Here is a 23,277-nt window from a genome sequence, read left to right as displayed (position 1 = left end):
GGTTTATTTATATCCATTTCATCAAATTACCATCTTGTCTTCTGTTTTACATTTCCTAAAATATCCGGGAAATAAAGGTCTGCAAGGTGGTCAAACTCATCACCTCTCATAAACATGGTAGCGTCTACTTCTTCATAAGAGCTTCTTCCGGCAGCAGCAATCAGTTCATTGCAGGTGTGAAGTGTATTTTTATGGAAGTGATATACTCTTTCTGCCTTATCCGTGACATCAAGCCCTTTAATAAGCATTTTATCCTGCGTTGCTACTCCCGTAGGACAGTTGTTGGAGTTACATCTCAATGCCTGGATACATCCCAGAGAGAACATAAATCCTCTGGCATTGTTACACATATCCGCTCCCATTGCAATTGCTCTCAGGATATCAAGGCTGGTAAGAACTTTACCGCTGGCAATTACTCTTAATTTACTTCTTACATTATAGTTGTTAAGCGTTCTGTTCACAAATATCAAAGCGGGCTCCAATGGCATTCCTACTCCGTCAGAAAATTCCGGCGGTGCCGCTCCTGTTCCTCCTTCTGCTCCATCTATGGTAATAAAGTCAGGGTAGATTTTCAGCACATTCATTTGAACACAGATGTCCTCAAATTCTTTCGTATCTCCGATACAAAGTTTAAAACCAACCGGTTTTCCTCCAGACAGGTCTCTTAATTGCTGCACAAACCTCAGCAATCCTGCCGCATCAGAGAAAGCACTGTGTGATGGCGGTGAAATAACAGTCATTCCCGGTGTTACGTGACGAATGGCTGCAATCTCCGGGGTATTTTTCACTCCCGGAAGTACCCCTCCATGTCCTGGTTTAGCACCCTGTGACAATTTGATCTCAATCATTTTCACATTAGGAAGAGTAGAATATTTGGTAAATAATTCAGGATTGAATTTTCCTTCATCATCACGGCATCCGAAATATCCTGTCCCGATCTGCCAGCATAAGTCTCCTCCTTCCATATGATAAGGTGAAATTCCTCCTTCTCCTGTATTATGGTAAAAGTTTCCTTTTTTTGCTCCTCTGTTTAATGAAATCTGTGCCCTGTCGCTCAATGCTCCGAAACTCATTGCTGAGATATTAAGTAAAGAAGCGTGGTATGGCTGTGTACACTGCTCTCCCCCAACCCATACTCTGGGGAGCTCTTCTGCTGGTGACTTTGCATAAATAGAATGCTTGATCCCTTCATATTTTCTGTGATTAACTTCCAGCTGTGTACCAAAAGCTACCGTATCACTTAAGTTTTTTGCACGTCTGTATACTGCAGAACGCTGGTTTCTTGGAAAAGGCTTCCCATCTGTTTCCCTTTCAATAAAGTATTGCTGCATTTCGGGTGAAATACTCTCGAAAAAATACCTGAAATATCCCAATACAGGAAAATTCCTCAAAATAGCATGTTTCGATTGGTAGGCATTGTACACACCCAATGCATAAATTGCGGATAACAGCGTGGGTATCCAATAATGCGCTCTGATCAGTATTGCTATAATCCATGTAGCAACTACTAATACAATTCCCCAAGATAAAAACTTATCTCTCATGAATGTAGTATTTAAAGTTTAAAAATAAATTTAGTAGAATTTTTGCAAAGGGCCTATGCTTTTGCTAAAAAATTTTGATAGGAAGATTGCACAGAAACCGTGCCATCTGACAGGATTTTTTCTAAATTCAGAAATTCAATTTGATTTACAGAGACAGGATCAAAGTCTTTCTGGACTCTCACATAGTTTTCTGTGAAGCCAAACATTTTCCCGTCTTTATTTTCATGCTCCCAAAGAACAGGAAGCGTTTTTCCAAGTTGGGTCTGATAAAATGCCATTTTCTTCTTTTCAGAGAGAATTCTCAGCATTTTATTACGCTTTTTTCTTTCCGCTACAGGAACTACACCGTCCATTGCTGCGGCTTCTGTATTTTCTCTTTCAGAATAAGTAAATACGTGAAGGTAAGTAATAGGAAGCTCATTAAGGAAATTATAGGTTTCCATAAATCTTTCCTCTGTTTCTCCCGGAAATCCTACAATAACGTCTACACCGATAGCGGCATCAGGCATTACTTCGCGGATCTTATTGACCCTGTCATTATAAAGCTTCGTCAGGTAACGGCGTTTCATCTTTTTCAGGAGATCATCGCTTCCGGATTGTAACGGGATATGAAAATGCGGAACAAAGCTTCTGCTTTTAGAAACCAGGTCAATACTTTCATCTTTCAACAGGTTGGGTTCGATAGAAGATATACGGATTCTTTCTATTCCTTCTACTTTATCCAGCTCTGAAATAAGGTCAAGGAAAGTATGCTCATGCCTTTTATTTCCAAATTCTCCTTTACCGTAATCACCGATATTCACCCCTGTAAGAACAATTTCTTTGATGTCTTTTGCGGCAATTTCCGTAGCATTTCTGAGAACGTTTTCGATTGTATCTGAACGTGAAATTCCTCTCGCTAACGGAATGGTACAGTAGGTGCATTTATAGTCGCAACCATCCTGTACTTTAAGGAAAGCCCTGGTTCTGTCGCCAATGGAATAACTTCCGATAAAGAAGTCGGTTTCTTCAATTTCACAGGAATGAACTATTCCTTCATTCTCAGATTTCTCCAAATCATCAAGATAGCTCAGAATATTGAATTTTTCCTTTGCTCCCAACACAAGGTCTACCCCTTCAATCTGTGAAATTTCTTCAGGCTTTAGCTGGGCATAGCATCCTACAATAACGACCAGTCCTTCCGGATTGGCTTTCATTGCTCTTTTTACATGAAGTTTACACTCACGGTCAGCATTTTCTGTCACAGAACATGTATTGATAACATACACATTTGCTTTTTCATCAAAACTTACCTTATCATAACCTGCATCTGTTAATTGACGGGCAATAGTAGATGTTTCTGCAAAGTTTAATTTGCAGCCAAGTGTATGAAACGCGGCAGTTCTGTGAAAAGTAGACATTTGTTACTCCTGAATTTTATGGGTGCAAAGATAGTAATTTTAATAAGAATGCAAGATTGATTCAATCTATTGTTTATATTCGTCCCGTACTTCAGGACTGTTTTGAAAGCAGACAGGAGATGAATTGATTTCGGGGTCCTGCTTTGAAAACCTTGTTTCCATTTCTGTATTAAATTCCTGGGAACGGTTTCTGGCGATGGAAAGAGTGCTCCAGTCTTCATTTTTTATCATCTTTGCAATATAAACGATCTGACCGATATGGTAAGGATAATGAGCCAATTGACGAAGAACCGCATCTATCACCGGATGTTCTTCTCCTCTGATATATGTTGTTGAATAGAGGTTATCTTCATTTATTTTATCCAGAGCATCAAAAAAGCAGGCCCAGCCTTTTTCCCAGTACTCAAGAACTTCTTTTTTCGTTGTAAAGGTATTGACAAATTCTCCATCACGGTTGCGCCAGGACTTTTCACCGTCTTCAGTCAGGAAATTGGTCCATCTTGAAAGCATATTTCCTGCAAGGTGTTTCACTATTATGGCAATGGAATTACTTTCTTCATTATACTGCCAGAACATCTGCTCATCCGTAAGCTGGTCAAAGGTTTTATCACCCAGTGATTTATAATATTCAAAACGTTTCACAAAAAGGTCTTTCATGCTTTCTATTTTGTGATCTAATTTATAAATTAAAAAAAATAAAAACCACTTCATTGAAGTGGTTTTATCTATATATTGTATTTATTATTCTCTGTTTTTCACCAGTACCCAGCCTGTAAATTTAATTGCTGTATTCTTTTTATCATTTTCATTCCATGTGATAGAATACCAGTATGTCCCTGTAGGCACTCTTCTTGCACCCTGGGTACCATCCCATTTATACCCGTTTGATTTGTCTGCCTGGAATATTTTATTTCCATATCGGTCAAAAACATTCATGATAAGATTTTGTTTGTTTGCCAGTGCAGAATAATCGATCACATCATTTATTCCATCTGCGTTAGGGGTAATTACATTCACCAGATTAGGGACAACGATTCCTATTTCTATTGGATCACAGTCATAAGCATCTTTTACGTATACTTTATGATCTCCTCTGGAAAGATTATTGAAGACATTGGAATCCTGCCAAATGATATTGTCTATTGAATATTTATAAGCCGGTGTTCCTCCGATTACCGATACTGTGATTGTATTATTTGAAATATCAATACCGGAAACAACAGGCTGCTCTGAAGGAAGTACTTTTACAGTCTGTGTTGTAATACATTCTCCTGTTTTAAGTTTTACCCAATATACGCCTATTCCAGCTTTGATACTCTGTGTAGTGGCACCTGTGCTCCACTCATAACTTTTAAATCCAGGCCCGGCATCCAGTGTCGTCTGATCTTCCGCGCAAATAGTCACATCTTTAAGTTTATCAGAATATACAGGCGCAATAACAATTAAAGTAATTCTGGCTATCGTATAACATCCCTGGGCATTAGAAACCCTTACATATACAAATCCGTCTGGAGCAATATAATTATTGGCATTCAGTATCTCATTGGACTGATTGACAGCATCGGTCAATGAAGGATAGTATTTTTTTGTCGGATTCGTTTGTCCTGTTACCGAAGCATTCACAAGATTGAAAGAAGCGGTAGATGGGCTTGCTTCGATAAAGCATGATCTCAGGATTGCTTCATTCACGACCACAACCGGATAAAATTTTAAGGCAATCTGAGCTACAGCAGTACAACCGAATTCTGAGATCACCTTCACATAAATAATTCCCTCCGCAGACACAAATGCCATTGGATTGGTAATCTCATTAATCCCGGCATTAAGATCTGCCATGGTGTGGTAATATTTTTTGATAACATTCGGGTTTGCAATAACATCCGCTGTGGTTAAGTCAAATAAAGCCGTTCCTGCATTATTATTGTTACACTCGGTCAATGTTACATTTTTCACCGTAATAGAACCATTTTTGAATTTAAATGTTCCTACCTGTTTACATTTATTAAGCGGATTGGTTGCATTGGCGGGATCGGTATAATTGATGCTGTAATAATAGACTGTAGTAGTATTGACAGTTACAGGAGCTGTAATAGGGTTATTTCCCGTTAGAGCATCATTCTGGCTCAGATGATAGCTCACCCCAAAGTTTTGATTTCCATTAACAATACCTGCAGATAACGTTGAGAAATCAAATAATGCGGTAGGAGAACATATAACGACTTCTCTTGGATCAGCAGGATTCGCCGCCGGAATTCCGGGAGGATTAAATGGCTGGGTCTGAATATTCGGATCTGTAAATGGTGACGCGAGTGTTGCTGTTCCGCCCCAGGTTAAAGAAAACGGAGCGGTGGTAGAACTGGTGCTGCTTACCCAGTTGTCAATAAACAAGTAATAGGTTTGTCCCGGCAGAACATCAAGGTATTTGCAATAAGGAGTCAGAGAACCACCTGCAGCGCTTAAAAGCGTACTTGTCATATTCAGTCCTGTAGCAGGGCCGGGGCCAATAACCGTTGCCGCATTACAACGAATGGGTGAGCCCAAACTACCACACGTTACATTAGGCCCAAAAATCGCCCAGTCATAATCAGCATCCGGATTATTCGGGACCAGATTAAAGGTAAGTGTTCCTCCTGTAGCGATTGTAATTTTATACCAAATTGAGTTGTGCTCTCCTGTAAAGTCTATGCAGCTTCCAGAGTTGACCAACTCTTTTATATTTCCATATCCTGTTGGACTATAAGTGATATTTGAGTTTCCGCAAACGGACAGTGCAGTAGCGCAGTCGGCTTGAGCATAGAAAGTATGAGAGAGGTATAGAAGTATGAAAAGTAAAAGTTTTCTCATAGATTATATGTTTTATGGTTACATTAGTTATTCATCGTATTGATATTCAACACGCACCAAATATACCCATATTTTAATTACAAACAATAAAATCTAAATAATTTTAAACTATTACAAATTAAAAAGCCAAATAAGTCAATATTATTTACATTATTTTAAATTAATCCATGAAATAATCAATACAAACAAACCTTTAACTTTATTTTATACTTGTAATATTTCCACACAGATTTTCCAGGTGAAATATTTTGTGGAAAGGGCTTTTTACTTCTCTCAGATGCTCTCTATCCTGGATAAAAGTATATCGGGAAGCGATAGAATTCATATCGGAAACAATTACCAGCCAGCATTCATCTACCGAAGTATCATAATAAGGAAATTTTTCATTCTTCTTTTCAATGAGTTCCAGGATTTTTTCCGAGCAGAGTTCATCAAATAGATTCATGTTGTATTCATGGGTGATAAAAACATTTCTCCGGTGGAAAGATTTTCTTACACTTTTTACGCAGCCTGTAGCTTTATTTTTTTTAATGCTCTTATAAATGCTGATGATATTTTCCTGCTGTACTTCCAGGTTGTCAAATTTAGTTTCCGGGTGGAATTCTAAAAAATAAACACCACGATATTTCGTGGTGTCTTCCTGTTCTAATAATATTTCTGCCTGGCGGAACATTTTATTCAAAGTGCTTTCCACTTTCTTCATTTCCAGATGATTGATCACTTCTGTCAGTTCTATTCCGATTTTTTTGTCGTTTAATTTTGCGATAAAGTCTGGACTCTCGCAGGTAAGGTTCTCGAATTTAACATCGGGGAAATGATGCATAAAAGAGTTGAGAAGAAGGATCTCGGATTTTTTTCTGTACTTTTCACGATCATGCAGCGGAGATTCGTCTATGGTACGGTGATACTTCTCTATGGGCTTTTTTTTCAAATGCCTGTTCAGATAATATAAACTCAGATTCTTGATCAGATCTTCTTCAGAAAACGTCTTTTTCATGTGAATTTTTTATTTAATTAAAGAACACATGCTGCCATGGGCTTTCATCATTAAAAGTTTTTGATAATCATAAATTTACACTCTTAAAGATAAGTAAAAAAACAATTCAATACTTAGTTTTTAAATTAATTTATCGATTAATTAATGTAAAGTTTATTTTCATAATGTATACCTTTGCTTTTTCTAACACAAACGCACATTTATGGATTTTAGGAATTTCAAAATACCCTACAATATCAATCCTCAATATTCCAAAAAAGCCGTCTATTTTTCAATGGAATTTGCCCTTGAGCAGGTACTGAAAATATATTCGGGAGGACTTGGTTTTCTGGCAGGATCTCACATGAGAAGCGCCTATAATCTTAAGCAGGACCTTATCGGAATCGGTATCCTATGGAAGTTCGGTTATTATGATCAGGCGAGAAATCACGATCAGACTTTACAACCTGTATGGACAAGAAAGATGTACAGTTTTCTTGAAGACACCGGAATAAAATTTCAAATCGAAATCCATAGTGCCCCGGTATGGGTAAAAGTATGGTACCTTGATCCTGAAATTTTCAATACAGCACCCATGTTTTTTCTTTCCACAGATGTTCCGGAAAATGATCATGTTTCCAAAACGATCTGTCACAAATTATATGATGCCAATGAATCCACCAAGCTTGCCCAATATATTTTATTGGGAAAAGGAGGAGCCAAATTACTGGATGAAATGAATATTGAAAGAGATGTCTACCATCTTAATGAAGCTCATGGGCTTCCGGCAGCCTTTTATCTTCTGAAAAAATATAACGGAGATCTTAATAAGGTTAAAGAAAAACTCGTTTTCACCACGCATACTCCTGAAGAAGCAGGTAATGAAAAGCATAGTTTCAGATTATGTTATGATATGTCTTATTTTTCGGGATACAGCATGGAAGAAGTAAAAAAGATTGAAGGATCTGCTGATGACCGGTTCAATCATTCTCTTTGTGCATTAAGAATGGCCCGAATCGCCAATGGAGTTTCCCAGCTCCATGGTGTAGTTTCCAGAGCCATGTGGAACAAATATCCGGGAATCTGCGAAATCACTTCTATCACCAACGCCCAGGAATTTAAATATTGGTCAGATAAACCTTTATACAATGCAAAAGATGAAAATGATGCAACGGCTTTCGATTTCCGTAAAAAGTATTTAAAGAAAAAGCTGTTCAATATTGTTGCAGACCAGACGGGGAATTTATTCAACCCTAATATTTTCACCATGGTATGGGCAAGAAGATTTGCGGGCTACAAAAGAGCCGAACTTCTTTTGCATGACAAAGAAAGGTTCTACAAAATGCTGAACAATCCGAAATATCCGGTACAGATCATTTGGGCAGGAAAGCCATACCCAATGGACTACTCTGCAATTTCTACATTCAATACATTGGTTGAGGAAAGTAAAAACCATAAGAATATTGCTGTTCTTACAGGTTATGAACTCTCTTTAAGCAAGTCTTTAAAACAAGGTTCTGACGTATGGCTTAATAACCCGAGAGTTCCAAGGGAAGCATCAGGCACTTCAGGTATGACGGCTGCTATGAACGGCTCTGTCAATTTATCCACAGATGACGGCTGGATTCCGGAATTTGCCAGACATAGAGAAAACTCTTTCGTAGTTCCCAAAGCAGATTATCTGAATATGAGCATCTATGAACAGGACAATTATGATTTAAATAAATTATACGAAATCCTTGAAAATGAAATCCTTCCAACCTATTATGACCACCCTGAACAGTGGAGAAAAATCCAGCACAATGCAATGAATGATGTAAAAGATCATTTCAACAGCGACAGAATGGCGGATGAGTACTACAGAATCCTCTACAATAATCAGGAATAGAAAAAAGCTTTTCAAATCGCTTTTTGGCAAAAAAATTGATTGTCATTATATATAATCAAACCAAATAGTAATTATGGAAACGAATGCATACAACCAGAAACTGAACCGTTATGTATTGAACGACCAAATCGTTTATACAGGTTTTTCAAGCTTTAATGACGCTGAAGAATGTGCTCAAAAAAAAGGAGGAACATTGGTGGAAGTGGTGTTTAGAGATGGAAATGATAATCCTGAAATCACCGATGAGGCGGGCTTGATAGAAAAAAAACTTCATTACTATGTGTATGCAGGCGATGAATATAAATTTATCCATTCCTCAGATCCGGGATTCAGAAAGTATGCGGATGAACTGCAGAAAATTAAAGCAAAACAACAGCAGTCTCCACCAGATGAAAGATACTTAGCCAATTTTGAAATTGAAAATGCGGAAGACCCGATTATTGTGATCAAAAATGATCATTTTGAATCAGTCACATCCAGAGAGCGTTCAAAGTATTTGAAGCATGCCTGCGTTTATGAATTAGGGGTATCCCTGCCAAAATCTTAAAAAATTCTGATCATGAGTAAAACAAAATATTCAGAAAAAGCTCAGGACAAAGTAGGAAAAGTTATGCACGAATTCAAGGAAGGAAAACTGAAATCTTCTTCCGGAAAGAAAGTGACAAGCAGAAAACAAGCCGTAGCAATAGGTATTTCTGAAGCGAAAGAAGAAGGTATGAAAGTACCGAAAAAAAAGAAAAAATAATGAACTCATACATCCGGAAAGAATTCTTTCCGGATTTTTTTTATCTTATATTCTCACCAATTTCAAATAATGAAGAGCTGAAAAAATAAAAAAATACCGGAAAAATAAGCTGATCTTTTTTTAAAATGTAATTTATATTTAGCGTTAGCAGCAGCGTTAAATATTTAATTCATTGAAAATTAAAACATTACACTATTGATGTATATCTGATGTAGATCACTTTGAGGTATTTATTCTTTTTTGTTGCAAATTCGCATCATTCATAACATTATTCTTATTTCTTTCAAATAAACACAAATGATGAAAAAGAATCTTCAAATGTTGTATGAATAGGCAAGGCCCTTCTTTGCCTAGTGTTTAATTAACAATCAGCCTTGGAAATCTTTCTCTGCTAGTACACTTAGCTAACATTCTAACAAGGCTGATTATTTAAAACTAATTAATATGTTTGGAATCTCAACTTTAAAATCTGTATGTATTCTTCTGTTGATTTTACCGTTTAGTATACTTGCGGGACAAACACAACAAAAATCCAGACCCAATGTAATCTTTATTGTAGTTGATGACCTAAGGCCGGAACTAGGAGTTTATGGCAATTCAGTCATTAAAACCCCCAATATTGATAAACTGGCAAAAAGAGGTACAACTTTCACAAATGCATTTTGCCAGGTAGCTGTTTGTGCTCCTTCCAGAGCAAGTGCCTTAACAGGCTTACGGCCGGATTCCACCAAAGTATGGGTGCTGGGAGAAGAATTTCGTAAAATACATCCTGATGTGGTTACCATTCCTCAGCAATTTGAGAAGTTTAATTACCACACGGTGTCCATCGGAAAGATTTTTCATAACCATATGCCTGATTCTATCTCTTTTCGTGAGCCGGATCTCCGTCCTGACGGATATACCACTAAAAATATGATAGACAGGGATCCCGAATCTTTTTATTTCAGCGGAGAACTGAAGGCTGAGCTTGCTGCCAAAAGATTAGAAAGAATGGCTAAAGATCCTAAAAGATATGGCGACGGCTGGGCATACGGGCGTTCTGTAGAAATTGCCAACTGTCCTGACGATTCATTATATGACGGTGCTCAGACCTCACTTGCCATTAAGACTATCAACCGTATTAAAAATAAAAAGAAACCTTTCTTTCTGGCACTAGGGTATTTCAGACCACATTTACCATTTGTAGCTCCTAAAAAATACTGGGATTTATACGATCCTATGCAAATACCTATGGCAGATAACAGCTTTATTCCGTTCAATGCACCGAGTATGGCAATGTATAATCAAAGAGAGATGACGGCCTGCTATGACCTGGAATACGTGAAGCATCCTGCCTACTTCAGAATGCCGGAACAGGAAGCGAGAATACTTAAGCATGGATATTATGCATCCGTGAGCTATGTTGACGCCTGTATTGGGCGACTCGTGGATGAGCTTGAAAAACAAAAGCTGATGGATAATACCATTATTGTGCTATGGGGAGATCACGGCTGGAAATTAGGTGAGCATAATGCATGGGGCAAACAGACCAATTATTTAAATGATACCCGTGTTCCGCTTATTGTATATGCGCCGGGAATGAAAAATCCAGGCAATAAAAGCAATGAACTGGTAGAAATGGTAGATCTTTATCCTACCCTCTGTGATCTTGCAGGAATAGAAACACCAAATTACCTGCAGGGGCTGAGCTTTAAAAAACTGCTGAATGAAAAAACTGCTGAATGGAAAGGAGCCGTATTCAGCCAGTTCCTGCGCCCTGCCGGAGAAGGAATACATCTTGACAAAAAAAATTACATGGGATATTCAATGGTGACCAAAGACTATCACCTGATAGAATGGTACTATTGGGATAAAGAGACGAAAAAGCCCGGAGAGCGTGTGGCCCGGGAGCTTTATAATCTTACTTCAGATCCCAAAGAGAATTTTAATATTGCTCTTTATCCTGAAAACAAGGATATCCTCGAAAAGCTTTCGGATCAGCGTAGGAAAGGATGGAAAGAAGTAAAAAACAAGCTGATAACAACCAGCTCTTATCAATAAAAAAAATTATTCCTGATGAAAAAAAACACTTTTATAAAAATATTATTCATTATATCACTCTGTAATTGTATGGTGGTATGGGGAGGAAATTTTAATAAAGACAATCCTAAACCTAAAAAGAATATACAATCCAATATAAAACAGTCAAGACCTAATATCTTATTTATTCCTATTGATGATTTAAGACCTGAAATGGGCTGTTACGGAAATACCGTTATAAAAACGCCCAATATGGATAAGCTGGCAGCAAGAGGGGTGGTTTTTAAACGGGCATATTGTCAACAGGCAGTATGTAATCCTTCGAGAGCAAGTCTTCTTACAGGGCTGAGACCTGATTCCGTTCGTGTCTGGGATCTGCAGACAGATTTCAGGAAAAATCTGCCGGATGCAGTAACGCTTCCCCAGATTTTTAAGAATAACGGATATTATACGGTAGGTATCGGAAAAACCTTTCATAATACGTTGCCTGATGAAATATCCTGGAATGAAGAACTTCATGTAGCCGGATATCCTTTTGATCCGGACGCTGTGTATCAGCTGGAGAAAAATAAGATGATTCAGAAGGAAAAGGAGCTTACTCTTCAGAAAATTGGCAAAAGCAAGCCAGATGCTTATGGATTTATCTACACAAAGGCCAATTCCGTTGAAATGGCAGATGTAAATGATGATGCTTATTATGATGGAGCACAGACAACCATGGCTATTCAAAAGCTGAAAGAATTAAAAGGAAAAGACAAGCCTTTCTTTTTTTCAGTGGGATATTATCGTCCGCATTTACCATTTAATGCGCCAAAAAAATACTGGGATTTATATAACAGAAATGATATACCTCTTGCGAAAAATCAATTCATGCCTGAAAATGCTCCTGAATTTGCCGTACATGGTGATACCGAACTCAGAGCCTATAATGACAGATCAGATCTGCCGTTACCTTCGGAAAAACCTTATGATGTAGAAAAGCAACGGGAACTTCTTCATGCGTATTATGCATCTGTTTCTTACGCAGACGCTCAGATAGGAAGACTGTTAAAAGCGCTTGACGAATTGGGTTTGAGTGAGAACACCATTATTGTGTTGTGGGGAGACCACGGCTGGAAACTGGGAGAACATAACGGCTGGTGTAAGCAGAGTAACTATGAGATTGATACCAGAGTACCGCTTATTATCAGCGGAGCTGGAGTAAAAGCGAAAGGAAAATCAAGCGATGCCCTTACAGAGTTTGTTGATATTTATCCTACCTTATGCGATATGGCCGGAATAAAAGCTCCGGACTATCTTCAGGGAACCAGTATGAAACCTCTGCTTACTGACCCTGCCCGTACATGGAAAACAGCAGCCTACAGCCAGTTTTTATTGGGTAGATTCGGAGGGAAAACCAGAGGTGCACAGCATATAGAAAGAATGGGATACGCTATCCGCACCGATCGGTATAGGTATGTAGAGTGGTTCCAATGGAATAAAGAAACTGAAAAGCCAGGAACCTATCTGGCCAGGGAACTCTATGATCATAAAAATGATCCTGATGAAAATGTGAATATTGCCGAAGAGGTTTCTTCTAAAAAACTTGTTAACCAATTGTCATTACAGCTGCAAAAGGGATGGAGATATAGTAAGCCTAAATCATAAAACCCTGTAAATATCCATATAAAATGATGTTTTCCCTAATAAAGATAATTATATGTACAGGCCTGTTAAGTTTATATGCCTGCAATAAGAATAAAATCTTACCGGAAAAAGAGAAACCTGGACACACCTGCATGAATGTACCGAAAAAACTTGGAACTGCAGATTCCTCTCCTGTCAGCTTTAACGGGAAAACTTCTCTGGAAGGAATGGTATTGATTCCCGGGGGCGAATTCGATATGGGAGGTGATAACAGTCAGGCTGATGCAGATGAATATCCGAAACATAAAGTAAAAGTGTCTCCGTTTTATATGGATATAACGGAAGTAACGAATGTACAGTTCCGTAAGTTTGTCAATGCCACAGGATACATCACAACTGCAGAACGTAAACCTGATTGGAATGAATTAAAAAAGAACCTGCCCGAAGGAACTCCCAAACCTCCAGACAGTCTTCTGGTAGCAGCATCATTAGTGTTTAAACCTACTGCTAAGCCAGTAAATCTGAATGATTTCAGCCAATGGTGGAGATGGATAAAAGGGGCTAACTGGAAGCATCCCCAGGGGCCAAAAAGCAATATTGAAGGCAAAGACAATTATCCCGTAGTGCATATAAGCTGGGATGATGCCCAGGCGTACTGCAAATGGTCCGGTAAACGCTTGCCTACAGAAGCAGAATGGGAATTTGCAGCACGAGGTGGATTAAAAAATAATATTTATCCATGGGGAAATCAACCCATAAATACAGGAGCCCCAAAAGCAAACAGCTGGGAAGGAAAATTTCCCTACCTTAATGAAAAGAAAGACGGTTATATTACCCTTGCACCTGTACAATCATATAAAGCCAACGGATACGGGCTGTATGATATGGCTGGAAATGTCTGGGAGTGGTGCAGTGATTTATACAATTATGATTACTATAAAAAACTTGAAGGAAAGCTCGTTATAAACCCTCAGGGGGCAGACCGGTCTTATGACCCTCAGGAACCCTATAGTGTAAAACGCAGCCTGCGTGGGGGAAGCTTTTTATGTAACGACAGCTATTGCAGTGGATACAGGGTAGCACGGCGGATGAAAAGCAGTCCTGATACCAGTCTGGAACATACCGGATTCAGATGTGTTCAAGATATTATTCATTAATTTAAACATTTAATAAAATTACTATCTTTGGAATCCATTAATGTTAGAAATGAAAAAATTACTTTTAACTCTTACTGTAGCTGTAGTATTTCAAAATGTGTCGGCACAGGAAATCACCTTAGATAAAATATATTCAGGATATTACCGTGGGAAAGGAATCGCAGGGATTACTTCTATGAAAAACGGAGAGAACTATCTTGTGATTGAACCATCAGGAATTGCAAAATATTCTTACAAAACTTCACAGAAAGAAGGCAATCTTGTGGATGGAAAGTTTGAAAGCTATATCTTTTCGGATGATGAGTCTAAAATCCTTTTACAGATAGAAAGCAAGCCGATTTACAGACACTCTTTTCTGGGAAAATTTGATGTAAAAGATTTAAAATCCGGCAAAGTAATCAGTCTTAATGAAGGTAAACCGGTTCAGGAGCCTACATTTTCCCCGGATGCTACGAAAGTAGCCTTTATTTCTGATAACAACCTGTTCTATCAGGATCTTACTTCAGGAAAAATTATACAAATTACTACAGACGGTAAAAAGAATTCAATTCTGAATGGCCTGGCAGACTGGGTATATGAAGAGGAATTCGGACATGCAAGACAATATGAGTGGACTAAGAATTCCGATGCCATTGTATTTGTAAAGTCTGATGAAGGCCAGGTTCCGGAAATTTACATTCCGATCTATGGAAAAACCCTTTATCCAACTGAAATGCGTTATAAATATCCGAAGGCAGGTGAGAAAAATTCTGTAGTTTCAGCACAGCTATACCGTCTTGACAGTGGTAAAACAATGCAGCTGAACTTAGGTTCTTTCAAAAACTATTATATCCCGAATGTATTCCAGACTGCAAAATCTGATGAAATCGTTTTAATTACTTCCGAGAGAATCCAGAATGCTTCAGATATTTTAAAAGTAAATACCAAAACAGGAGCAGTTCAGAAATTATTTACTGAAACTGATGATAAATGGGTAGATACAGATAGTCCTACTCTTGAATTCCTTGAAGATGATTCTTTCCTTTGGTCTTCTGAAAGAGATGGAAACCGCCATCTTTACTGGTATGACAAAGATGGCAAGCTTAAAAAACAGATCACAAAAGGGAACTGGGAAGTAACTGACTATTATGGATTTAATCCAAAATCCAAAGAAGTTTATGTTCAGACAACTGAAAAAGGAAGCATTAATAAAGTGATTTCCAAAGTAAATATTGAAAACGGAAAAACTCAGCTGATCTCAAATGCAGAAGGAAATAACTCTGCCAAGTTCAGCAAAAATTATAATTATTTTATTGAAACCTCTTCTACGGCATCAAGACCTTACACTTATGTTTTAAAGGACAGTAACGGAAAAGCAGTAAAAGAACTTCAAAACAACAACGATCAGCTGCAGAAGTTAAAGGCTGATAATTTTGTTGAAAAAGAATTCATCACCATTCCCAATGCGGTAGGTGATCAGATGAATGCCTGGATTATGAAGCCTAAAAATTTCGACCCGAATAAAAAGTACCCTTTATTTATGTTCCAGTATTCCGGGCCGGGATCTCAGCAGGTTGCCAACTCTTGGGATAACGGAAATGCAATGTGGTTCAATCACCTGGTACAAAAAGGATATATCGTTGCTTGTGTAGACGGACGTGGAACCGGTTATAAAGGAGCTAAATACAAGAAGGTAACGTACATGAATTTAGGAAAGTATGAAATTGAAGATCAGATCACTGCAGCAAAGTGGTTCGGAAATCAATCTTATATTGACAAAAGCAGAATCGGCATGTTCGGATGGAGCTTCGGGGGTTATATGACCAGCCTGGCAATGACGAAAGGAGCTGATGTTTTCAAAGTGGGAATTGCTGTAGCACCAGTAACCAACTGGAGATATTATGATTCTGTATACACGGAAAGGTTCATGAGAACTCCTCAGGAAAACCCTGATGGATATGATAAAAACTCACCAACAGAATATGCCAATCTGTTGAAAGGTAAATTCCTTCTGATTCACGGAACGGCTGATGACAACGTTCATTTCCAGAATTCTATGGAGTTTTCTGAAGCTTTGATTCAAAACAAGAAACAGTTTGATTTCATGGCCTATCCGGACAAAAACCACGGAATAAATGGCGGACAGACAAGACCCCAGCTGTATCAGAAAATGACAGATTTTATCCTGAATAATTTATAAGCAGTCAATTTTATAATAAAACGCCCTTTCAGAGTTCTGAAAGGGCATTTTACTTATATTCATTAAGGATATCTTACGGCCTTATCCAGCTCAATAGGATTATTAAAAGATTTTAACTTTTTCCTTTCATTGGCTTCTGCAGGCTTTAGCTGCTCTTTTGTAAGGATCGTTCCATCATCAAGTTGCAATTTCTTTCCCTCAGTAAGGGCCAGCCTGCCATTCATAATATATTTGAAAGGGTTGTCATACAATTCTAATCTCAATTTATTCAATTTAGCATGATCCACAGGAATTGCCCGGGAAATAGAATTATCTAGCGAAACCCGTTTATATGAATCCTGGATTTTTTCACTTTTAATGACTTTGAAGTGATAGTCCTTCTTTATATCATACAGTTCCATAATAAGCCCGGGTAAACCATTAAATTTATAGGGCCCGTAAGGAATCGGGATATCTTTGGAAAACCATGCCACCCAGCTTCTTCCCCCAAATTCCGTTACAGCTTTTTGAACGTGATAGTCTCCGAATGTTTTGGTGCTATCTGAAATTTTCCAGTTCTGCTCTGCCTTTTCGTTAATTTTGTAAAAATTCACATCTCCTATATATTCATAGTTCTGATATTCATTGCTTTTATTTTTTTTAATCAGAAATGAAGTCAGCTTATAACCTTTATACCCATACAGATTTTTAGCGGCAAACAAAGAATCATTAACATAATAGACTCTATTGTAATAGACGATATCATCAGATGTAATATCCAGATAATAATTTTCCCTGGTGATATCTTTTGAGGTTGAATCTCTCTTATACTTCACCTCATAGATGAACCTGTTGTTCTGAGCGAACATCATACATGTTCCCAGCAATATAAATAATAAGCTTTTCATAACAATTTAATTTTCGGATAATAATTCCGGGATAAAGAACTCCAGATCTGCTCATTCATACTGAACCGGGTATTCCATGTCATTGATAAAGATATTAATTAAAAGGATAAGTCATAGTTAATTGGTTAAGGATATTTTACCGCTTTATCCAATTCTATAGGATTGTTACCTCCTTTTATCTGATTCTGAATACTTTCTGTAATTTCTTTAAAACTTATATTAACAGGATTTCCATTGGCATCGCCAATTTTTGTTTTAATATTTCTGATTTTTATTTCAGCTAATGGATCATTATAATAATCTATTTGTAATTTCTTATATGCATCCCAGGTTATTTCTTTTCCCTTTCTTAAATAGAACATATTATTTTTACCAGACTTTTTAATTTTGATAAGATTAAAATCAAAATCCTTTTGTTCATCTGAAAGTTTAATAATTAATCCCGGAAGCCCATAAAATATATAGGGTCCCTCTTGTATTGGACTTGTAGGATCAAACCAGGCAATCCAATTTCGCCCACCATACTGTGTTGTAGCTTTCTGGCATTGCACAGCATCAACTTTCATTGTATCAGATAGAACTTTCCAGTTTAATTGATCATTAATATTGATATAATATAAATCGTACATAGCAGGATGTGTGACACTTTTGTAAACTTTATTATTGATTAAGTTTTTGAAAGAATATATATCTTCAAAAATAGGCTTACGACTATTCCAATACCCATTTTTTTGCATTAATGAGTCTGCCTCACGTGCTTTTTCTGATCTAAAAACAGATTGCTTACCCAGAACATCCAGATAATAATATTCTTGTTTTACATCTTTTTTTTCAGTTCTGAAGGTAAGCTCATATATAAAAGTAATATTCTGTGCAGCTAAAATATTCGATATGAGTAATAAGATAAAAAGTAATACTTTCATGACAGTTTAAGTAGTATTAAGTATAAGAGAATAAAGAAAAAGAGATACTAATTGTATCTCTTAAAAACCTATCATTCAGGTTAACATCATTACATACAAGCATTATGAGATTCAACCACCTCGCCATTCTGTACCGTATACCAAAAGCCACACTCTAATCCATATTGTGCACATACATCATTAGCTCCCGGCTGACAAAAATCTTTGAAGCCTCCTTGGACACTTTTTAATTTTTCTCTCGAAATCTTTTTTAATTTTTTCATAATAGATGTTTTTTAATTATGTGTCACTATTGACGTTTCGAAACTAGAAAACAAATATCACTTTATAGAGAAATTAACTTGCATATTTTGTGTACAACCCGTTTTTACACTATTTATATTCTGTGTACAAGTTAAATCCAGCAACATAAATCACTCTTTACACTTAAAATTTTATATTCATTTCATTAATCATTTACGGTAATTATTATTTATTTTATCAATTAAAATTAAAAACCTATTTTTGGGAAATTTGAAAATTGATTATATGAAGACTAAACATCCTAAAGGGCTGCCCTTTCTCTTTTTTACAGAAATGTGGGAGCGTTTCGGGTATTACCTGATTCTTGGAATCTTTGTTCTGTATGTTATTGAGCCTACGGGTATGAAAGGCGGACTTGGACTTCCGGATAAAACTGCTGATGATATTTTCGGAACTTATATCGCTTTAACCTACCTGACACCATTTATTGGCGGATTTCTGGCAGACAGGGTTTTAGGATATATCAAATCTATTTATCTTGGAGGCTTTTTAATGGCTGCCGGATATATAGGAATGGGTGTTTTTAAAGATTTGCCTCTGTTTTATGCATCTTTGGCACTCATTATTATCGGAAACGGCTTCTTTAAGCCTACTATTTCAACTCTACTGGGAAACCTTTATTCTGAAGAACCTTATAAAGCCAATAAAGACTCCGGGTATAATATTTTCTATATGGGAATCAATATCGGAGCATTTATCTGTAACATTATTGCGGCTTTCATGCGTAATAAATTCGGATGGGGAGAAGCTTTCATCACGGCTGGTGTAGGAATGCTTATCGGGATGATCATTTTTACCATAGGAAGAAAGCATTACATCCACGCTGCACAGATGAAACCCGTACAGGAAGGAGATACCAAGCTTTCAGAAATTCTGATCAAAGTTTTCGTTCCTGCTATTGCTGCCGGAGCAATAGGTTGGTTCATTCCCAATAATATTTTTGGAAGTGACAGTACTGATGCCTTTATTTTTGCATGTGTACCTGTTATTTACTTTTATGCCTCTCTTTACTTTAAAGCTAAGCCTGACGAAAAAGCGTCTATCGGAGCATTGCTTTCCGTATTTCTGATCAGTATGTTCTTTTGGGCTGTTTTCAAACAAAATGGTACAGCTTTAACAAGATGGGCCAATTATTATACAGACAGAAGTGTTCCAGCTTCTCTTGAAAAGCCACTGGAAGGCATTTATATGGTGGATGGAAAAAGCTACGGGGACAAAGAAACGCCTGTATATGATAATCAGTTCCGTTCTCAAAAAGATGACAACGGAGAGACTAAAAAGGAAGTGGGAAAAGATGTTTATTTTAAAAATATATCTCCTGAACAACGTGCCGCCCTTGAGAAAAACCCTGAAAATAAAGTTTATCTGTACAATACAGAATTATTCCAGTCTATCAATCCATTCTGGGTTATTGCTCTAACACCTGTTATCGTCGGATTCTGGGCATTGTTGAGAAGAAAAGGAAAAGAGCCTTTAACACCTACTAAAATTGTGTTAGGGCTATTCATATCCGGACTTTCCTGTCTGGTAATGGTTTTAGCGGTGATGGCCGGAGATAACGGCGCTGTGAAAGTCTCTCCTTTATGGCTGGTTGCGAGTTATGGAGTAATTACCATTGGTGAACTATGCCTGTCTCCAATGGGCCTTTCTTTCGTTTCTAAACTTTCTCCTGCAAGAATTACAGCATTGATGATGGGAGGGTTTTTCCTGGCCAACTCTGTTGGAAATAAGCTTTCAGGAATTCTTGCCAGCACATGGTACAGTTACGAAAACAAGACGAATTATTTCCTTGTCAACTTCGCTTTGTTAATATTCGCTACAATTTTGGGTCTTTCTATGCTAAAAAGACTGAATAAAATTATGAAAGAAAAGGGACATTAATTCCTGATATTATAAAGATTAGCAAGCTGCGGAGTCGTTCCGCAGCTTTTTTATTTAAAAATAAAATTAAAATCTTGCCAAAAACCCAAAATAAACTATATTTGTCAGTCTTAACAAAAATTAACAATAGAATGGATAATACTGAAGCATTGAGTCCGAAACCGGATGAATTTGTAGAGAATAAGAATTCCAGGCATCCTAAAGGATTATGGGTTCTTTTCGGAACAGAAATGTGGGAGCGTTTCAACTTTTATGGAATGAGAGCACTTTTGACGCTCTTCATGGTAAATTCCTTATTAATAAAAGAAGCTGATGCAGCAATCATCTATGGTGGATTTTTAGCTTTATGTTACTTAACACCTCTTTTAGGGGGATTTATTGCTGATAAATATATCGGGAACAGATATGCGATCATCATTGGAGGATCATTAATGGCTATCGGCCAGTTCTTGTTATTCATCAGTGCCTCCACTTTTTCAGCGGATATTGGCAGTGCTAAACTGATCATGTGGCTGGCATTATTCGTGATCATCTTTGGTAATGGATTCTTCAAGCCGAATATTTCTTCAATGGTAGGAAGTCTTTATCCAAAGCAGGAAAAGTCTAAACTGGATTCCGCGTTCACCATTTTCTATATGGGGATTAACATCGGGGCATTCTTAGGCCAGTTTATCTGTCCGTACGTAGGAGACGTAAAAGATGCTGCAACAGGAGTAAGAGATATTTTCGCTTTCAAATGGGGATTCTTGGCTGCTTCAATTGCGATGGTAATTGGAACTGTAACATTCTTTATCCTTAAAAACAAATATGTAGTAACTCCGGAAGGAAGACCTATCGGAGGTTTACCAAAAAATAATACAAGTGCAGATTTTGAGGAAGGAGAAACTCAAACAGCTAAATTCTCAGGGATGTCTTTAGGAATCACTGTAGGTATATTTGTTGCTCTGTTCTTCGTATTCAGATATTTACTTGTAGGAGAATTTGGGTTCAACTCAGTGGAAATGGGGCAAATGATCAAAGGAATCATTTATCCGTTTATCTATTCAGCGGGTATTGCTCTTGCCTTCTTAATTATGTCTTCTGCAGAAAATAAGGTTGAAAGACAGAGAATTTGGGTAATCTATATCGTATCATTCTTTATCATTTTCTTCTGGGCAGCATTTGAACAGGCAGGATCTTCGTTAACCTTTATCGCAGATAACCAGACTGACAGAAACATTTTCGGATGGAATATGCCGCCTTCAATGGTTCAGATTTTCAACGGTATCTTCGTTGTTCTTTTAGCGGTTCCTTTCAGTTTATGCTGGGACAAGTTAAGAGCTAAAGGAAAAGAACCGGTATCTCCGTTCAAACAAGCTATGGGATTAGCGTTGATTGCTCTTTCCTATTTCATTATTGCACATAACGTAAAAGACCTTGGAAGTTCTGGTTTATTAGCGATCAAATGGTTGATGTTACTCTATTTCATCCAAACATGTGGTGAGCTTTGTCTTTCTCCGATTGGTTTATCATTGGTGGGTAAACTGGCTCCAAAAAGATTTGCTTCATTACTGTATGGTGTTTTCTTCATTTCTAACGCTGCCGGTTATGCATTGGCAGGTTCACTAGGAGCTCTTATCCCTGCAACAGGTGATAAATTCAAGAAAGCTGAAGAACTGGGAGTTAATCTACAGGATGTGCTGGACAAAAAAGTAACTCTTACTGCGGATCAGGTAGCTGCTTTTGATAAAGCTCAGCTTCCGTTACACAACCCTACTTTTGTAGGATTTGAAATCCATAACCTATTCGAATTCTTCATGGTATTCGTAGTACTTTGTGGTATTGCGTCTGTCATTTTAGGGTTAATCTCACCTATCTTAAAGAAAATGATGCACGGTGTAAACTAATTGTATCAACAAAATATAATAAACCTCTGCTAAGTCAGAGGTTTTTTTTATTTTCGTATGATGGAAATTTCCGAAGATTCTTTATTCCAGTCCGTAAAGGAAATTGTTAGACAGTCGCGCGAAAAAGTTTTTCGAATAGCGAATTCTACTTTATTGCTTACTTACTGGCAGATTGGAAAATTGATTGTTGAAGATGAACAACAGGGAAAAGAACGTGCAGAATATGGGAAATATACACTGAAAAAACTTTCTCAGAAGCTTACCCTGGAATTTGGAAAAGGGTTTGATGAAAGTAACTTAAGAAACATGCGCTCTTTTTATCATGTATTTCCAATATGTGACGCATTGCGTCACGAATTGAGCTGGACTCATTACAGATTACTGATAAGGCTGGACAACTCTGATAAAATGAATTACTATATCAATGAATCCGTTCAAAATAACTGGAATTACAGAGATCTCAAAAGACAAATCAATTCGCTTGCTTACGAAAGGGTTTTAGAACATAAAAAATCTTCTCCGGAAACTATTCACAGTGTTTTAAAAGATCCTTATATTTTCGAGTTTCTTGGATTAAAAGCTGATGAACAATTTTCTGAAAAAGAAATTGAAACAGCCATTATTGATCATATTCAAAAGTTTTTACTGGAGTTTGGAAAAGGCTTTGCCTTTGTAGCCAGACAACAACATATTTCTACGGATACATCAGACTTCTATATTGATCTTGTTTTCTACAATTATATCTTAAAATGCTTTGTCATCATTGACCTAAAAACAGGAGAACTTTCTCATCAGGATATCGGACAGATTGATATGTATGTAAGAATGTATGATGATCTGAAACGTGGTGAAGGAGATAACCCTACCATAGGAATTTTACTCTGTTCAGAAAAAGATGAGACCATTGTAAAATATTCCATTTTGAATGATAAAACAATTTATTTGCCAGCAAATACCTGCTGTACCTCCCAAAAGAAGAAGAATTAAAACAAATTATTGACCAGGACAGAATCCGTTTT

Annotated in this window: 18 protein-coding genes; 10 read left to right on the top strand and 8 right to left on the bottom strand. The window is 37.3% G+C overall.

Annotated elements, in window-relative coordinates:
• Positions 1-26: 26 nt before the first annotated feature.
• The 5 genes from ACP3T3_RS18910 to ACP3T3_RS18890 form a co-directional block, all read right to left on the bottom strand.
• Entirely contained in the window at positions 27-1,544 is a 1,518-nt protein-coding gene (locus tag ACP3T3_RS18910) for an FMN-binding glutamate synthase family protein (protein ID WP_426477294.1), read from the bottom strand.
• Positions 1,545-1,597: 53 nt separating this feature from the next.
• The gene (mtaB, locus tag ACP3T3_RS18905; protein WP_426477293.1) at positions 1,598-2,944 is read right to left on the bottom strand and encodes a tRNA (N(6)-L-threonylcarbamoyladenosine(37)-C(2))-methylthiotransferase MtaB; all 1,347 of its coding nucleotides are present in this window, start codon (positions 2,942-2,944) and stop codon (positions 1,598-1,600) included.
• A 66-nt stretch (positions 2,945-3,010) separates the two neighbouring features.
• A complete protein-coding gene (locus tag ACP3T3_RS18900; RefSeq protein WP_426477292.1) occupies positions 3,011-3,601 on the bottom strand; it encodes a DUF1572 domain-containing protein in 591 nt (196 codons plus the stop codon).
• 84 nt (positions 3,602-3,685) lie between these two features.
• Complete coding sequence (locus tag ACP3T3_RS18895) at positions 3,686-5,788, bottom strand: T9SS type B sorting domain-containing protein (RefSeq protein WP_426477291.1); 2,103 nt, start codon at positions 5,786-5,788, stop codon at positions 3,686-3,688.
• A 199-nt stretch (positions 5,789-5,987) separates the two neighbouring features.
• Entirely contained in the window at positions 5,988-6,785 is a 798-nt protein-coding gene (locus ACP3T3_RS18890; RefSeq protein WP_426477290.1) for a hypothetical protein, read from the bottom strand.
• Between the two features lie 202 nt (positions 6,786-6,987).
• Between ACP3T3_RS18890 and glgP the strand changes: the two genes are divergently transcribed.
• The 7 genes from glgP to ACP3T3_RS18855 all read left to right on the top strand — a co-directional run bounded on the left by glgP (position 6,988) and on the right by ACP3T3_RS18855 (position 16,378).
• Positions 6,988-8,652 carry an alpha-glucan family phosphorylase gene (glgP, locus tag ACP3T3_RS18885; RefSeq protein ID WP_426477289.1) on the top strand — a complete coding sequence of 555 codons (1,665 nt, stop codon included), beginning with the start codon at positions 6,988-6,990 and terminating at the stop codon, positions 8,650-8,652.
• A gap of 73 nt (positions 8,653-8,725) precedes the next feature.
• Positions 8,726-9,199, top strand: a complete 474-nt coding sequence (locus tag ACP3T3_RS18880; RefSeq protein WP_426477288.1) for a hypothetical protein — start codon at positions 8,726-8,728, stop codon at positions 9,197-9,199.
• Between the two features lie 12 nt (positions 9,200-9,211).
• Entirely contained in the window at positions 9,212-9,397 is a 186-nt protein-coding gene (locus ACP3T3_RS18875; protein ID WP_426477287.1) for a DUF6496 domain-containing protein, read from the top strand.
• A gap of 444 nt (positions 9,398-9,841) precedes the next feature.
• Entirely contained in the window at positions 9,842-11,437 is a 1,596-nt protein-coding gene (locus ACP3T3_RS18870) for a sulfatase (RefSeq protein WP_426477286.1), read from the top strand.
• 15 nt (positions 11,438-11,452) lie between these two features.
• Positions 11,453-13,063 carry a sulfatase gene (locus ACP3T3_RS18865; protein WP_426477285.1) on the top strand — a complete coding sequence of 537 codons (1,611 nt, stop codon included), beginning with the start codon at positions 11,453-11,455 and terminating at the stop codon, positions 13,061-13,063.
• A gap of 131 nt (positions 13,064-13,194) precedes the next feature.
• Complete coding sequence (locus ACP3T3_RS18860) at positions 13,195-14,199, top strand: formylglycine-generating enzyme family protein (protein ID WP_426477284.1); 1,005 nt, start codon at positions 13,195-13,197, stop codon at positions 14,197-14,199.
• 49 nt (positions 14,200-14,248) lie between these two features.
• A complete protein-coding gene (locus tag ACP3T3_RS18855; protein WP_426477283.1) occupies positions 14,249-16,378 on the top strand; it encodes a S9 family peptidase in 2,130 nt (709 codons plus the stop codon).
• 62 nt (positions 16,379-16,440) lie between these two features.
• On the opposite strand, the gene ACP3T3_RS18850 is transcribed toward ACP3T3_RS18855, so the two are convergent.
• The 3 genes from ACP3T3_RS18850 to ACP3T3_RS18840 form a co-directional block, all read right to left on the bottom strand.
• On the bottom strand, positions 16,441-17,265 hold the full coding sequence (locus ACP3T3_RS18850; protein ID WP_426477282.1) for a GLPGLI family protein: 825 nt from the start codon (positions 17,263-17,265) through the stop codon (positions 16,441-16,443).
• A gap of 125 nt (positions 17,266-17,390) precedes the next feature.
• A complete protein-coding gene (locus ACP3T3_RS18845) occupies positions 17,391-18,188 on the bottom strand; it encodes a GLPGLI family protein (RefSeq protein WP_426477281.1) in 798 nt (265 codons plus the stop codon).
• Between the two features lie 89 nt (positions 18,189-18,277).
• On the bottom strand, positions 18,278-18,451 hold the full coding sequence (locus tag ACP3T3_RS18840) for a bacteriocin-like protein (RefSeq protein ID WP_426477280.1): 174 nt from the start codon (positions 18,449-18,451) through the stop codon (positions 18,278-18,280).
• Between the two features lie 265 nt (positions 18,452-18,716).
• Here ACP3T3_RS18840 and ACP3T3_RS18835 point away from each other — a divergent pair, with 265 nt between their 5' ends.
• From ACP3T3_RS18835 to ACP3T3_RS18825, 3 genes are all read left to right on the top strand, one after another.
• Positions 18,717-20,372, top strand: coding sequence for a peptide MFS transporter (locus ACP3T3_RS18835; RefSeq protein WP_426477279.1), 1,656 nt, complete (start codon positions 18,717-18,719; stop codon positions 20,370-20,372).
• A gap of 131 nt (positions 20,373-20,503) precedes the next feature.
• A complete protein-coding gene (locus ACP3T3_RS18830) occupies positions 20,504-22,258 on the top strand; it encodes a peptide MFS transporter (protein WP_426477278.1) in 1,755 nt (584 codons plus the stop codon).
• A gap of 57 nt (positions 22,259-22,315) precedes the next feature.
• Complete coding sequence (locus tag ACP3T3_RS18825) at positions 22,316-23,245, top strand: PDDEXK nuclease domain-containing protein (protein WP_426477277.1); 930 nt, start codon at positions 22,316-22,318, stop codon at positions 23,243-23,245.
• Positions 23,246-23,277 lie beyond the last annotated feature (32 nt).

It is taken from the genome of Chryseobacterium sp. CBSDS_008 (assembly GCF_049959325.1).
Lineage (GTDB): Bacteria > Bacteroidota > Bacteroidia > Flavobacteriales > Weeksellaceae > Chryseobacterium.
Note: the sequence above shows the minus strand (reverse complement) of the source record. Positions and strands in the feature narration are given on the sequence as shown.

Excerpts from the sequence above, each read along its gene's own strand:
- ACP3T3_RS18910 (WP_426477294.1), bottom strand. The coding sequence starts at position 1,544 with ATGAGAGATAAGTTTTTATCTTGGGGAATTGTATTAGTAGTTGCTACA.
- ACP3T3_RS18850 (WP_426477282.1), bottom strand. The coding sequence starts at position 17,265 with ATGAAAAGCTTATTATTTATATTGCTGGGAACATGTATGATGTTCGCT.
- mtaB (WP_426477293.1), bottom strand. The coding sequence starts at position 2,944 with ATGTCTACTTTTCACAGAACTGCCGCGTTTCATACACTTGGCTGCAAA.
- glgP (WP_426477289.1), top strand. The coding sequence starts at position 6,988 with ATGGATTTTAGGAATTTCAAAATACCCTACAATATCAATCCTCAATAT.
- ACP3T3_RS18835 (WP_426477279.1), top strand. The coding sequence starts at position 18,717 with ATGAAGACTAAACATCCTAAAGGGCTGCCCTTTCTCTTTTTTACAGAA.
- ACP3T3_RS18855 (WP_426477283.1), top strand. The coding sequence starts at position 14,249 with ATGAAAAAATTACTTTTAACTCTTACTGTAGCTGTAGTATTTCAAAAT.
- ACP3T3_RS18865 (WP_426477285.1), top strand. The coding sequence starts at position 11,453 with ATGAAAAAAAACACTTTTATAAAAATATTATTCATTATATCACTCTGT.
- ACP3T3_RS18845 (WP_426477281.1), bottom strand. The coding sequence starts at position 18,188 with ATGAAAGTATTACTTTTTATCTTATTACTCATATCGAATATTTTAGCT.
- ACP3T3_RS18895 (WP_426477291.1), bottom strand. The coding sequence starts at position 5,788 with ATGAGAAAACTTTTACTTTTCATACTTCTATACCTCTCTCATACTTTC.
- ACP3T3_RS18830 (WP_426477278.1), top strand. The coding sequence starts at position 20,504 with ATGGATAATACTGAAGCATTGAGTCCGAAACCGGATGAATTTGTAGAG.
- ACP3T3_RS18840 (WP_426477280.1), bottom strand. The coding sequence starts at position 18,451 with ATGAAAAAATTAAAAAAGATTTCGAGAGAAAAATTAAAAAGTGTCCAA.
- ACP3T3_RS18875 (WP_426477287.1), top strand. The coding sequence starts at position 9,212 with ATGAGTAAAACAAAATATTCAGAAAAAGCTCAGGACAAAGTAGGAAAA.
- ACP3T3_RS18860 (WP_426477284.1), top strand. The coding sequence starts at position 13,195 with ATGAATGTACCGAAAAAACTTGGAACTGCAGATTCCTCTCCTGTCAGC.
- ACP3T3_RS18880 (WP_426477288.1), top strand. The coding sequence starts at position 8,726 with ATGGAAACGAATGCATACAACCAGAAACTGAACCGTTATGTATTGAAC.
- ACP3T3_RS18900 (WP_426477292.1), bottom strand. The coding sequence starts at position 3,601 with ATGAAAGACCTTTTTGTGAAACGTTTTGAATATTATAAATCACTGGGT.
- ACP3T3_RS18825 (WP_426477277.1), top strand. The coding sequence starts at position 22,316 with ATGATGGAAATTTCCGAAGATTCTTTATTCCAGTCCGTAAAGGAAATT.
- ACP3T3_RS18890 (WP_426477290.1), bottom strand. The coding sequence starts at position 6,785 with ATGAAAAAGACGTTTTCTGAAGAAGATCTGATCAAGAATCTGAGTTTA.
- ACP3T3_RS18870 (WP_426477286.1), top strand. The coding sequence starts at position 9,842 with ATGTTTGGAATCTCAACTTTAAAATCTGTATGTATTCTTCTGTTGATT.